Genomic DNA, 12748 nt, shown 5'->3' on the forward strand with positions numbered 1-12748 from the left:
GGTGGATGGGTCGGTGGTCACGCGAAGAAATTGAGTCGGCGTTCGAGGAACACAAGCAGGTTGTCGTCGGTATCGCCGACAGCTGGGACTGGTCGCGATTCGCCGACCAGTTCACCGAGGACGCCACCTACGTCGAGCATTCCTACGGCACGTTCCAAGGCCGTGAAGCGATCCGCACGTGGATCGTCAACACCATGAACACTTTTCCCGGCACCGAGATGCCATGGTTCCCGTCGACCTGGCATTCGATCGATGTGGACAAGGGCTGGGTGATCTGCGAGTTCCAGAACCGGATGCGCGATCCCGGCGACGGCAGCATTCACGAGGAGCCGAACATCTCGGTGCTCAAGTACGCCGGCGACGGGCTGTGGAGCTACGAGGAAGACGCCTACAACCCGATGAATTTCATGCCGATGGTGCGCGGCTACATCCAGGCGTCGAAGAAGCTCGGCACGGTCTCCGATGATGCGGTGGCCTTCGCCCGCAACATGGGCTGGGACCTGGCCTGAGTCAGTCGGGGCTGCCTTCGCTGTCGTCGAAGAAGCTCCATTCCCCGTCGTGTTCGACCTCCATGCGCCAACCCAACTCGGAGTCGTCGGCCCGGGAGTCGACGAACCAGGCGTGGGCGTCCTCGGCGCTCTCGATGTCTTTAGTGTCGACGACGTCACCCTTGGGGTTGATCACGCGGTAGGTTGCCATGCTTCTTTGCTTCCCCGCTCTGGCGTAGTTCAATCGCCCGGATGCTTGAGACCCGCGCCGCACAACGGGATCACCACGTCGTCGGCGGCCAAACCGGGATCACCGGCGGCCGCGGCGTAGCAGACCGCCGCCGTCGGCTCCACGAACAACCCTTCCCGCGCCAGTGCGCGGCGCCCGGCGATAATCGCGTCGTCCTCGACCGTGACGATCGCGCCTCCACTAGCCTGCACTGCCGCCACGATCTGCTCGGCCCGCGGCGGCGCGGTGATCGCGATGCCCTCGGCCACCGTGGACCCGAACGTTCTGTCCTTGCCGTCCCACGCGGCCGCCAGCGGCGCGCAGCCGGCGGCTTGGACCGCGACGATCGCCGGCATCCGCTCGGCCAGTCCGGCGGCGACGAGTTCGGTGAATGCCAGGTAGCAACCCAGAAGCAGCGTGCCGTTGCCGACCGGGGCCAGGACCGTCGACGGCAGGGCGTTTCCGTTCTGCCGCCAGATCTCGTAGCCGTAGCTCTTCACGCCGTGCATGAAGTACGGGTGATAGACGTGGCTGGCGTAGAACACCCCTGGCTGCCCGGCGATGTCCGCCGCGGCAGCGGCGGTGTCGGCCCGGGTGCCCGCCACCAGAGTCAGGGTGGCACCGTGCGCCCGGATCTGGGCGAGCTTCTCCGGCGAGGTCGACGCCGGAACCAGCACCTCGCAGTCGATGCCGGCCCTGGCGAAATACGCAGCGGCCGCCGTACCGGCGTTGCCGCTGCTGTCCACCACTGCCCTCCTCACGCCCAGTCGCGCGGCCAGCGAGGCCAGCACCACCGCTCCGCGATCCTTGAAAGAGGCGGTGGGACTGAGGAATTCGAGCTTGAACCGGACGTTGGGCAGGCTCTGCGACGGGATCATCGGGGTGTTGCCCTCGCCGAGCGCCATGGCGGGATCAATCACCTCCTGCCACGGCCCGCCGATGTCGAGCAACCCGCCGCACGGGCAGCGCCACACCAGCTCGGCGACGTCGAACTCTCGTCGACACGAACGGCATTGCAGGGCAGGCAGATTCACGGCTCGACTCCCTTGCGCTCGTCGATGACAAACAGAATCAGCGTCACGAACAGCAGCGCGGCGGGGATCCAGATCGCGTGCACACTCCAGGCTCGGGTGGCGAACGCACCGATCACCGCGCCGCCGGTGAAGAACACCGTCAGCCACGCATAGGTGCTGAAGGCCTGTCGCGCCGTCGCATCATGGTCCACGAAACCGGTGTAGCCCGCTTCGACCAGCCGCATCAGGTTCCCGGTGGTGGCCACCGGCAGGTACACGAAATCCCCGATATTGCGGAACAGCCCCATCTGCATCGCCGCGACGAAGGAGATCGGCACGGTGACGTAGCTGTGGGCCACTGTCGCCGGGACAAAGCCGATGACGAAGAGCACGACGGCCTGCAGCAGCATGGTCCAGCGCATCGGATGGGCCAGGTAGCGCTCCACCCGACCCGACTTCAGATAGGAAGCCAGGCCGACTCCGGCGAAGAAGGCCAGGATCGGCCAGACATGTGCCAGCGCACTGGTGAGCTTGCCGTGACTCATGTTGAGCGCGAAGAGGATCACGTTGGCCGTCTGGACATTCGCGAACACCCCGCCACGGGCCAGGTAGGTGTAGGCGTCCAGGAAGCCGTTGGCGGCCGTGAGCAGTAGGGCGAACCGCAGTGTGGTCGTGGTGCGCGTCATCGTGGAGCAAGCTTGCCTGAATACCGAAATGATCACGAGCGCAGGCTGCGGACTCTAATGTCGTCGCCATGGGCATCGCCACACGTATCAACGGCCAGACACCACCCGAAATGGCCCTCGAGGACATCAATCTGGGCACCTTCGAGTTCTGGGGCATGGACGACTCGCTGCGCGACGGCGCGTTCGCCACCCTGCGCCGCGAGGCCCCGATCAAGTTCTTTCACGAGGTGGAGTTCGAAGGCATCGAGCCGGGCCCCGGGCACTGGGCGCTGACCAAGCTCGACGACGTCTTCTACGCCAGCCGCCACCCGGAGATCTTCAGCTCCTACCCGAACATCACGATCGGCGACCAGATCCCGGAGGTCGCCGAGTACTTCGGCTCGATGATCGCCCTCGACGACCCGCGGCATGCCCGGCTGCGCAACATCGTGCGCAGCGCCTTCACCCCGAAGGTGGTGGCCCGCACCGAGGAGTCCGTGCGCGAGCGTGCGCAACAACTTGTCTCGGCGATGATCACCAACCATCCGGACGGCAACGCCGAACTGGTGACCGAGCTGTCCGGACCGCTGCCGCTGCAGGTCATCTGCGACATGATGGGCATCCCCGAGGAAGACCACGACCGGATCTTCCACTGGACCAACATCATTCTGGGCTTCGGCGACCCGGACCTGACCACCGATTTCGACGAGTTCCTCAAGGTTGCCTTCGACATCGGGGCGTATGCCACCGCGCTCGCCGAGGACCGGCGGGTCAATCCCCGCGACGATCTCACCACCTCGCTGGTGGCCGCCGAGGTCGACGGTGAACGGCTGACGTCGGCCGAGATCGCCTCGTTCTTCATCCTGCTGGCGGTCGCAGGAAACGAGACCACCCGCAACGCGATCAGCCACGGTGTCCTGGCCCTGACCCGCTATCCCGAACAGCGCGAGATCTGGTGGAACGACTTCGAGAGCGTCAAAGACACGGCGGTCGAGGAGGTGGTGCGGTGGGCGTCGCCGGTGATCTACATGCGCCGCACCGTGACCCGTGACATCGAGCTCAGCGGGGTCAAGATGGCCGAGGGCGACAAGGTCACCATGTGGTACGCCTCGGCCAACCGCGACGAGGACAAGTTCGCCAACCCGTGGCTCTTCGACGTCACCCGCACGCCCAACCATCACGTCGGGTTCGGTGGCGGTGGTGCGCACTTCTGCCTGGGCGCCAACCTGGCTCGCCGTGAGATCGCCGTCGTCTTCGAGGAACTCCACCGCCGCATGCCCGACATCGCGGTCACCGAAGAGCCGTCGATGCTGCTGTCGGCGTTCATCCATGGCATCAAGCGGCTGCCGGTCAGCTGGACGCCGGCCTGACGTTGTGGCGCGGACCGCGCAGCACTCGTAGCGTGATGAGCATGAAGCAGCGGGTGCACTGGTTGGTGATGCACGGCGTGATCCGAGCGGCGGCCAGCGTGGCGGCCCGACGCGGCGACCCCCAGGCCCGCATGGCGTTCGACCCGTCGGTGCGCACCGACCCGGTCTCGTTCTTCGACGAGATGCGCCCGCAAGGCCCGATGATCCCCACCCGGTTGGGTTACCTCGCCCTCGACCACGCCGTATCGCACGAGCTGCTGCGCTCCGACGACTTCCGGGTGATCATCCTGGGCGGCAATCTGCCCAAGCCGCTGCAGTGGGTGGAGCGGCGCACCCGCGACGACCTGCTACATCCCCTGCGCCCGCCGTCGCTGCTGGCCGTCGAGCCCCCGGAGCACACTCGCTACCGCAAGACCGTCTCGTCGGTGTTCACCTCGCGGGCGGTGGCCGCGCTGCGCGACCGGGTCGAGGAGACCGCCGCGGACCTGCTCGACGGCTTGTCCGACGGCCCTCGCATCGTCGACATCGTCGAGCGGTACAGCTCGCAACTGCCCGTCGCGATCATCGGCGACATCCTTGGTGTGCCGGACGCCGACCGGCCGCGGATCCTGGAGTTCGGCGAGCTCGCCGCCCCGAGCCTGGACGTCGGGTTGACCTGGTCGCAATACCAGCGGGTGCAGAAGGGCCTGGCCGGCTTCAACCGGTGGCTGTCGGCACACCTGCGTGACCTGCGCGAGCACCCCGGCGACGATCTGATGAGCCAATTGATCGCCGCGTCGGAAGACGGCAGGCAGCTCGACGAAACCGAGCTGCAGGGCGTCGCCGGTCTGGTGCTGGCCGCCGGCTTCGAGACCACAGTGAATCTGCTGGGCAACGGAATTCGGTTATTGCTGAACTCCCCCGATCAGCTCGCCCGGCTGCGCGACGATCCGTCGCTGTGGCCGAACGCCGTCGAGGAGATCCTTCGCTTGGAGTCACCGGTGCAGTTGTCGGCGCGGATCGCCCTGCGCGACACCGAGGTGGCGGGTGCGACCGTGCGGGCTGGGGAGATGGTGGCGATCTATCTGGCGGCCGCCAACCGCGACCCGGCGGTGTTCGACGACCCGCACCGATTCGACGTCGGCCGGCCGAATGCCGGTAAGCACCTTGCCTTTTCCGGCGGCAGGCACTTCTGCCTCGGGGCGGCCCTGGCGCGGGCCGAGGGTGAGGTCGGCCTGCGCCGGTTCTTCACCCACTTCCCCGAGGCGCAACTGGCCGGCCTCGGCAGCCGCCGCGACACTCGTGTGCTGCGGGGCTGGGCCGAGCTACCGGTCAGCCTCGGCGCGCCCGGTCTGATCCCCTCGCGCGACTGACTCCGCGCGGTCCTCTTCCTTGACGTCCTTGACCCGCGGGTCGAGCGAGTCGGCGTGCCGGGCGCGTTCGTCGAGATCTTCGCGGTGTGCGGTCGCGTCCTCGCGATGCTTGGCGGCGTTGGCCTCCAGGCGGGCGGCCTCGGCGGCCTTCGCGTCCGCTTCGGCCTTTGCCGCACGGGCTTTCGCGGCGGTCTCCTCGGCGACCGCTTCACGGTGCTGCAGCTTGAGCTGATCCTGCCGGACTTCTTCCCGGATGTCGTCGGCCTTCGCGACGCGGCGGCTGACCTGCCGCTTGCGGCCCACCCAGACAAGCGCTCCGATCACGATCAGTGCGACAACCACAGCGATGACGATCCAGACGACATTGTTCGAGGCCATGCTCGGCTCCTTCAGTAGCGGGCCGCTGATACGGCACCGTCAATTGACGGCGTTCCCGTCGCGGCCGTGACCCAAACCGCTCAGCGCCGCCAGCATGCCCGCCGCCGAACGCGGCCAGGTGAAGGTTTCGGCCCGCCGCCGGGCGCAATACCGCCGCTGCTGCTCGGGACGGTCCATGACACCGGCGACGGCCGCGGCGATTGCATGCGGGTCGTTGTCGGCGCATGCGCCGCTGTCGGAGGTCAGGATCTCGGTCAATGCGGAGGTGCGCGACACGACCGCCGGTGTGCCACAGGCCAGCGCCTCGAGGGCGGCCAGGCCGAAGGTCTCGTGTGGGCCGGGCGCCAATGCGACATCCGCGGACGCCAGCAGGGTGGCAACGGCGCTGCGTGAGTCGATGAAGCCGGTGAAATCCACCGGCAGCCGTGTCGCCTGTCGCTGCAGTCGTGCCCGCATCGGCCCGTCACCGGCGATCACCAGGCGTGCGTCGACACCCGAATCACGAAGTGCGGCAAGCGCATCGATGCTGCGGTCGGCGCGCTTCTCAACCGACAGCCGGCCGCAGTGCACCAGCAGCACCTGGCCCGGAGCGGCCCAACGGTTGCGAGTGTGCGCGCAGAACCGGTTTGGGTGAAACGTGTCCAGGTCCACGCCCAGCGGCACGGTCATCACGTTGGTGGCGCCGATGCGGTCGAACTCTTCGCGGGCAAAGCTGGTGGTACACAACACCGTGTCGTAGTTTGCCGCGGTCCGGCGATTCGCCGTGTCGGCGATCCACCGCGCCAGCCGCTTGGGCATGACCTGGCCGGTCAATCGATCCAGCCGCTCATGGGAGATCATCACCGTGGTCACCCCGTGACGTGCACCCCATCCGCCCAGAGAACGCAGGGTGAACCGGTCCGACACCTCGATGGCATCGGGCGCCAACCGCTCCAGCAGTGTGGTCACCGGAGCTGGCATCACCGCGCGATAGCCGGCCGTGAACGGAATCTGCTTGGCGGGCACTGTGATTCGGGTGACTCCGCTCGACAACGTGGTGTGGGTGGCGGTGGACCCGGGCACGATCAGAAAGACCTCGTGCCCGGCCGCGCAGTACTCCGCGCCCAGCCGGTCGACCGCCGTGCGCAGGCCACCGGACCGGGGGCCGTAGAAGTTCGCGACCTGCGCGACCCTCATCATGGCCGTATCCGACCGTGCTGCGATGTGCGTACGGGGACCCGTGGGCTTCCGCGTCCTGAACAGGCGGTGAACAGCCACGCGTCGGCTAGCGTTGCTCACGTGCAGATTTCGGATGTGTTCCATGCAGCAGCCGGTGTGGTGAATCGCGGTGCCACCGCCCTGATCACGTCGCCGCGATGGGGCCGGATCGTCGGGCGCGGGCTGACCGAGATCCGCTACACCGGCCGGCGCAGCGGACGCACCGTGGCTTTGCCGGTCGGCTACCGCCGTCGCGGCTCCGACATCCTGATCGGGGTCGCCATGCCGGACGGCAAGACGTGGTGGCGCAACTTCACCGGGGCGGGCGCACCACTGACGATCCTGCTCGGCGGCACCGAACGACCGGGCCACGCCGTCGCCACCCGCGACGAACGCGGCCGGGTGACGGTCACCGTCCGGCTGGACACCTAGGCGAGGTAGCGGGAAAACCAGTCCTGCACCCGAGTCCACGCGTCGGCGGCGGCGATCGGGTTGTAGCGCGGTCCGGTGTCGTTGAAGAACGCATGATCGGCATCGGGTTCGACGACGAGATCGTTGACCAGACCGGCCTGATCCAGCGCCGCCTTGGCGGCCGGCTCCGAGGACGTGACGCGCTGGTCGAGCGCACCGTACAAGCCGAGCACCGCCGCGTTCTTGGACCCGGCGAAGTTCGGGGAGTCGGGCAGCGGACCGTAGAAGGGCACGGCGGCGGCCAGTCGCGGCTCGCCGGCGGCCAGCAGCCGCCACACCAGTCCGCCGCCGAAGCAGAAGCCCACGACGGCAAGCTTCTGGCCGGGCGTCCGGCGCGCGAGTTCGTCCAATCCCGATCTGAGATCGGCGACGAAGCGTTCGGGTGCGATGGTGCCGAGTGCGGCGGTCGCGGCGGCCGGGTCGGTGAATGTCGCGGTGCCGCCCTCCTCGGAGAGCAGGTCGATCGCCAGGGCGGAGTAGCCGATCCCGGCCAGCCGGCCCGCGACGGTACGCACCCAGTCGTTGAGGCCCTTGTTCTCGTGGATCACCAGCACCGCGCCGCGCGGGGTGGCGGCCTGCGCCCACGCCCCCTGCAGTTGCCCGTTCGGGCCAGGCCAGGTGACCGGCGCCGTGGGCAGCGCGGCTGCCATTCCCGGCGGCGGTGCAGCGGACGTCGGTCCCGATGGCGACGACGCCGGGGACGACGATGCGGTCTTCGGTTTGTCGGTGGCGCATGAGGCGATCAGCGCGCTCGCGGCCGCGGTGCCGACACCCAGTAGCGCCAGTCGTCGCAGCGCTTCGCGTCGGCTCAACAGGCCGTCAACGTGATCCGTGGCAATCTCTTCGGCGATGTAGCGCTGTAATGGAGTCACCTAGGCGAGTATGCGCCCGCCGGTTGAGCGTGAGCTGAAGGCATGATCGTCACGGGAAGGGGGAGGCATGGCAGACCATGACGTACTACCCGGGTCCGAGGCGTTCGAACAGGTCGTCGCGCTGCTGGACTATCCGATGTTCGTGGTGACGACCCGGGTCGGTGATCAGCGCGCGGGTTGCCTGGTCGGTTTCAGCAGCCAGGTGTCGATCAATCCGTCCAGGTTTCTGGTCGGACTCTCGAAGAAGAACCACACCTACCGGGTCGCCGCGGACGGCGCGACCCATCTGGCCGTGCACCTGCTGGCGAAGGAACACACGGAGTTGGCGCGGCTGTTCGGCAGCGAGACCGGCGACCGGGTGGACAAGTTCAGCCGCTGCGACTGGTGGGAGGGGCCCGACGGCCTGCCGATCCTCTCCGACGCCGCGGCATGGTTCGCCGGGCGCATTCTGGAGCGGTTCGACCTGGGCGACCACGTCGGGCACCTGACCGAGCCGGTGGCCGGGGCCGCACCTGAGCAGTTCGGCGATCTGGTGACGTTCGCCGACGTCAAAGACCTTGAACCCGGTCATGAAGCCTGACCGGTTGGCGGGCCGGATCGCTGTCGTGGCCGGCGCGACGCGAGGTGCAGGCCGCGGGATCGCCGCTGCGCTCGGAGAGGCAGGCGCGACGGTCATCTGCACCGGCCGCAGCAGCATCAACGGTCGCGGCGGGTCCGATTACGACCGTCCGGAGACGATCGAAGAAACCGCAGCCCTGGTTGACGAACTGGGCGGAACGGGAGTGGCGGTCCAGGTCGACCACTTGGAACCGGCGCAGGTCGCCGCGTTGGCCGACCGAATCCGGTCGGAGTACGGCCACATCGACGTGCTGGTCAACGACATCTGGGGTGCCGAGATCCTCAAGGGGCCGCCGCCGCAGTGGGACCGCCCGATCTGGGAACTCGACATCGCCGACGGACTGCGGATACTTCGGTTGGGCATCGACACCCATCTGATCACCGCGCATGCCCTGCTGCCGTTGCTGGTCGAGCAACCGGGCGGCCTCCTGGTCGAAATGACCGACGGCACAGCCGAATACAACGCCGCGAACTACCGCATCTCGGTGTTCTATGACGCCGTGAAATCCGCTGTCAACCGGCTGGCCTTCGCGCTCGGGCACGAGCTGACGCCCTATGGCGCGACGGCTGTGGCGGTCACGCCCGGCTGGTTGCGCTCGGAGATCATGCTCGAGCACTACGGCGTCACGGAAGAAACCTGGCGAGATGCGGACGCGCCGGCCGGCTTCGCCGAGTCGGAATCGCCCCGCTTCGTCGGGCGTGGAATCGCCTCGATCGCGGCCGACCGCGACAGAGCGCGGTGGCATCAGCGATCGGTGACGGCGGGTGAATTGGCACGCGAGTACGGGTTCACCGACCTCGACGGCCGACAGCCGGATGCCTGGGCAGGCATGGAGTAAACAGATCCGAAAAAGTGTCCACTAAATCGTTGACACTCGCGCAAGCAAACGGTTCTATTGAGCCTCGTGAGCTACGACACGATCATCCGCAACGGCCGCTGGTTCGACGGCACGGGCGCCCCATCCGGAATCCGTGACATCGGCATCAAGGACGGGCGCATCGCGGTGGTCAGCCTTCGTCCACTCGACGTGACCGGCTGCGACGACGTCGTCGAGGCGGGTGGCAGATGGGTGCTGCCGGGGATGGTCGACGTGCACACGCACTACGACGTCGAGGTGCTCGGTGGCCCGGGGCTGCCCGAGTCGGTGCGACACGGCGTCACCACCGTCCTGCTCGGCTCGTGCTCGCTGTCCACGATTCACGTCAACGGCAGCGACGCCGGCGACCTATTCGGGCGGGTTGAGGCGATTCCGCGTGAGCACGTCATCGCCGCCGTCGACGACGCTAAGACGTGGACCACCGCCGAGGGATACGTCGAGGCCCTGGAGTCGCGCCCGCTCGGACCCAACATCGCGGCGTTCATCGGGCACTCCGATATGCGCACCGCCGTCATGGGATTGGATCGCGCCACCCGAAAAGACGTGCGGCCCAACGCCCGTCAGCAGGCCGAGATGGAGCGCATGCTGGCCGAGGCGCTGGACGCCGGATTCGTCGGGCTGTCCTCGCAGCAGCTGTTGTTCGACAAGATCGACGGCGAGACCTGCCGGTCGCGGACCCTCCCCTCCACGTACGCCAAGCCCCGCGAGCTGCGCCGGCTCAAGTCGCTGCTGCGCAAGCGTGGTCGCGTGCTGCAGTCCGGGCCCGATATCCAGAATCCGCTGAACCTGGTTTCTCAAGTGGCACAGTCGATCCCGGCCCTTCGCGACAAGCTCAAGACCAGCCTGCTGTCGGCGGCCGACGTCAAGGCCAACCCGTTCGCGATCTGGATCATGGGTCCGCTGGCCAAGGCGGCCAACAAGCTGGGCGGCGACTTCCGCTGGCAGCATCTGCCGGTGCCGTTCGAGGTGTACGCCGACGGCATCGACCTGGTGGTGTTCGAGGAGTTCGGGTCGGGCGCCGCCGCCCTGCACCTGCGTGACGAAGTCGAACGCAACGCCCTGCTGGCCGACGAGGAGTACCGGCGCCAGTTCCGCAAGGACTACGACAGCAAATACGGGGTCCGGGTGTGGCACCGCGACTTCTTCGACGCCGAGATCGTCGCCTGCCCGGACGAATCCGTGGTGGGCAAGTCCTTCGGCCAGGTCGGCATGGAGCGCGGTGAACTGCACCCGGTCGACGCGTTCCTGGACCTGGTCCTCGAGCACGGCACCAAGCTGCGCTGGCGCACCACGATCTCCAACCACCGGCCCGAGGTGCTCAAGAAGCTCGCCCGCCACCCTGGCGTCCAGATGGGCTTCTCCGATGCCGGTGCGCACCTGCGCAATATGGCGTTCTACAAGTACGGCCTGCGGCTGCTGCGCCATGTGCGCGACGCCGAGCGCAAGGGACGCCCGTTCATGTCCGTCGAGCAGGCCGTGCACCGGATGACCGGCGAGCTGGCCGACTGGTATCAGATCGACGCCGGCCACCTCCGCGTCGGCGACCGCGCCGATCTGGTGGTGGTGAACCCGAAGTACCTGGACAGCCACCTCGATGACTACGCCGAGGCGCCCGTCGAGCAGTACGCCAACCTGCCCCGAATGGTCAACCGCAACAACGACGCCGTCGAGCTGGTGCTGATCGGCGGGCGCGCGGTGGTCCCCGACGGCGAACCCACCCCACTCCTGGGATCCGAGCGCACCGGCAGTTTCCTGCGGGTGGGCCGGACGACACCGGCGCCCGGAACCACGACGACGGAATCGGAGCTCGCACATGTCAATTGACACCTCGGCGGTACCCACGGAGGTCGCCCAGACCGTGCTGGGCATGTGGAAGGCGCTGTCGAACCGCGACTGGGAAACCTTGAAGACGTTCCTGTCCGACGACTGCATCTACGTCGACATGCCCGTCGGCCCGATCGCGGCCGCGCGCGGCCCCGAGGACATCGTGAAGCGCCTCAAGATCGGGCTGGAGCCGTTGGCCGGCTACGAGAACCATGACGGCGTACTGGTGAGCAACGGCGTGGACACGATGTACGAGCACTCCGAGACGTGGACGTTCCAGACCGGTGAGCAGGGAGTGCTGCGCTTCGTCACGGTGCACAAGGTGCAGGACGGCAAGATCACGCTGTGGAAGGACTATTGGGACATGAACGGGCTCACCAGCTTCGCGCCGCCGACGTGGCTCGAGGATCTGGCCAGCGCCGACATGTCGTGGATGTTCGACGCGACCGGGCTGATCTGACCCCAGGCTGCCCGCGCGCCGCTAGTCTGAGCAGGCCGAATAGGGCACAGCGTCAGGAGGCAGGGATGCGCAGGATCGTCATCGGGTCGGTTGTGGTGTCCGGACTGCTGAGCGCGGTGATCCCGCTCGCCGCACCGGCGTCGGCCACCTCCTGCCACTCCCCGAGCTGCGTGCCCAACGTCGCGCAAAACGTCGTCGCCGGGATGCCGTGCACGCCGAGCCCGGGGTTCGTGTTCGGATTCGACGCCCAGAAGAACACCCTCATCTGCGCGGCCAGCGGAGTGTGGATGTCGACCGGCCCACTGGTCGGCGAGGCGGCCAACTCACTGCCCTGCACCACACCCGGCACCACCGCACAGGAGCGGGTGGCCGGTGACGAATGGGAGCCCAAGGTCTACGGGGTGCCGCTGATCTGCACCGGACCGGCCGACTGGGCGCACTGGACGCACTTCGCGCCGGCCTGACGAATCTGCCCGCACTATTGACGGCCCCGGCAAACGCGGCCGGGATTCTGTTGCCACACAGCATGTTCCCAGCGAATTCGATGGCACAGCGGCCGTGACATTTCACTGGGGCAAATCTCGCCAATAGTGCGAATTGTGATGTGAGCACGGCTATTTCGCGCATGACCTCTCGCCAGCAAGGGAAACACTCGGCGGATCAGGGTCGGAAATCGGGGCCGCACGGCCCGCGGCATGGCTCGAGTCGCCGCGATGATCACGGCCGGATAACTAGACAGCGAAGCTAAGTTAACGGTGACTCTTTTGCACACGCAAGCAGATTTGATTGCATACGCACGCACTACTTACTTCGGGGTAAGTTTCGGAGTTACTTTGCTAGTCGGTGCTCAATCCCGACTCGAAAGGGGCTCCAATGCACACCGCAATCCGTCCCTATGCCACCGCCGGCGTGGCCATATTTGGAGCGGCGGCC

General features: G+C 67.4%; 15 protein-coding genes. 9 read left to right on the forward strand and 6 right to left on the reverse strand.

Annotated features, from left to right (window positions below; genetic code table 11):
* Positions 1-5 precede the first annotated feature (5 nt).
* Complete coding sequence (locus tag K0O64_RS15720) at positions 6-509, forward strand: nuclear transport factor 2 family protein (RefSeq protein WP_071944412.1); 504 nt, start codon at positions 6-8, stop codon at positions 507-509.
* Between the two features lies 1 nt (position 510).
* Here the strand turns inward: K0O64_RS15720 and K0O64_RS15725 are convergent, their stop codons facing one another.
* Genes K0O64_RS15725 through K0O64_RS15735 form a run of 3 tightly spaced genes read right to left on the reverse strand, consistent with a single transcriptional unit; the run spans position 511 to position 2416 of the window.
* A complete protein-coding gene (locus K0O64_RS15725; RefSeq protein WP_071944410.1) occupies positions 511-699 on the reverse strand; it encodes a hypothetical protein in 189 nt (62 codons plus the stop codon).
* Between the two features lie 29 nt (positions 700-728).
* Positions 729-1751 carry a pyridoxal-phosphate dependent enzyme gene (locus tag K0O64_RS15730; RefSeq protein WP_071944408.1) on the reverse strand — a complete coding sequence of 341 codons (1023 nt, stop codon included), beginning with the start codon at positions 1749-1751 and terminating at the stop codon, positions 729-731.
* Entirely contained in the window at positions 1748-2416 is a 669-nt protein-coding gene (locus K0O64_RS15735) for a YoaK family protein (RefSeq protein WP_071944406.1), read from the reverse strand. Before K0O64_RS15735 ends, K0O64_RS15730 begins: the two co-directional genes overlap by 4 nt.
* A 68-nt stretch (positions 2417-2484) precedes the next feature.
* On the opposite strand from K0O64_RS15735, the gene K0O64_RS15740 reads away from it, so the two are divergent.
* Positions 2485-3765, forward strand: a complete 1281-nt coding sequence (locus tag K0O64_RS15740; protein WP_071944404.1) for a cytochrome P450 — start codon at positions 2485-2487, stop codon at positions 3763-3765.
* 41 nt (positions 3766-3806) lie between these two features.
* Positions 3807-5117 (forward strand): cytochrome P450, encoded by a 1311-nt coding sequence (locus K0O64_RS15745; RefSeq protein ID WP_071944402.1) that lies wholly within the window; start codon positions 3807-3809, stop codon positions 5115-5117.
* Here K0O64_RS15745 and K0O64_RS15750 read toward each other — a convergent pair.
* Complete coding sequence (locus tag K0O64_RS15750) at positions 5070-5495, reverse strand: hypothetical protein (protein WP_083542608.1); 426 nt, start codon at positions 5493-5495, stop codon at positions 5070-5072. The genes K0O64_RS15745 and K0O64_RS15750 overlap by 48 nt on opposite strands.
* 39 nt (positions 5496-5534) lie before the next feature.
* Positions 5535-6671, reverse strand: coding sequence for a glycosyltransferase (locus tag K0O64_RS15755; protein WP_071949802.1), 1137 nt, complete (start codon positions 6669-6671; stop codon positions 5535-5537).
* 102 nt (positions 6672-6773) lie between these two features.
* Between K0O64_RS15755 and K0O64_RS15760 the strand changes: the two genes are divergently transcribed.
* Entirely contained in the window at positions 6774-7124 is a 351-nt protein-coding gene (locus tag K0O64_RS15760) for a hypothetical protein (protein ID WP_096311526.1), read from the forward strand.
* Here K0O64_RS15760 and K0O64_RS15765 read toward each other — a convergent pair.
* Entirely contained in the window at positions 7121-8035 is a 915-nt protein-coding gene (locus tag K0O64_RS15765; RefSeq protein ID WP_071944400.1) for a dienelactone hydrolase family protein, read from the reverse strand. The genes K0O64_RS15760 and K0O64_RS15765 overlap by 4 nt on opposite strands.
* Before the next feature lie 67 nt (positions 8036-8102).
* On the opposite strand from K0O64_RS15765, the gene K0O64_RS15770 reads away from it, so the two are divergent.
* The 5 genes from K0O64_RS15770 (at position 8103) to K0O64_RS15790 (ending at position 12279) form a co-directional block, all read left to right on the forward strand.
* Positions 8103-8615: a flavin reductase family protein gene (locus K0O64_RS15770; RefSeq protein ID WP_071944398.1), complete on the forward strand. Its 513-nt coding sequence runs from the start codon at positions 8103-8105 to the stop codon at positions 8613-8615.
* Positions 8605-9492: an SDR family oxidoreductase gene (locus tag K0O64_RS15775; protein ID WP_071944396.1), complete on the forward strand. Its 888-nt coding sequence runs from the start codon at positions 8605-8607 to the stop codon at positions 9490-9492. Before K0O64_RS15770 ends, K0O64_RS15775 begins: the two co-directional genes overlap by 11 nt.
* Before the next feature lie 66 nt (positions 9493-9558).
* Positions 9559-11355: an N-acyl-D-amino-acid deacylase family protein gene (locus K0O64_RS15780; RefSeq protein ID WP_174714128.1), complete on the forward strand. Its 1797-nt coding sequence runs from the start codon at positions 9559-9561 to the stop codon at positions 11353-11355.
* Complete coding sequence (locus tag K0O64_RS15785; protein WP_071944392.1) at positions 11345-11815, forward strand: limonene-1,2-epoxide hydrolase family protein; 471 nt, start codon at positions 11345-11347, stop codon at positions 11813-11815. Before K0O64_RS15780 ends, K0O64_RS15785 begins: the two co-directional genes overlap by 11 nt.
* A 65-nt stretch (positions 11816-11880) precedes the next feature.
* Positions 11881-12279 carry a hypothetical protein gene (locus K0O64_RS15790; RefSeq protein ID WP_071944390.1) on the forward strand — a complete coding sequence of 133 codons (399 nt, stop codon included), beginning with the start codon at positions 11881-11883 and terminating at the stop codon, positions 12277-12279.
* Positions 12280-12748 lie beyond the last annotated feature (469 nt).

It is taken from the genome of Mycolicibacterium pallens (genome assembly GCF_019456675.1).
Taxonomy (GTDB): Bacteria; Actinomycetota; Actinomycetes; order Mycobacteriales; family Mycobacteriaceae; genus Mycobacterium; species Mycobacterium crocinum.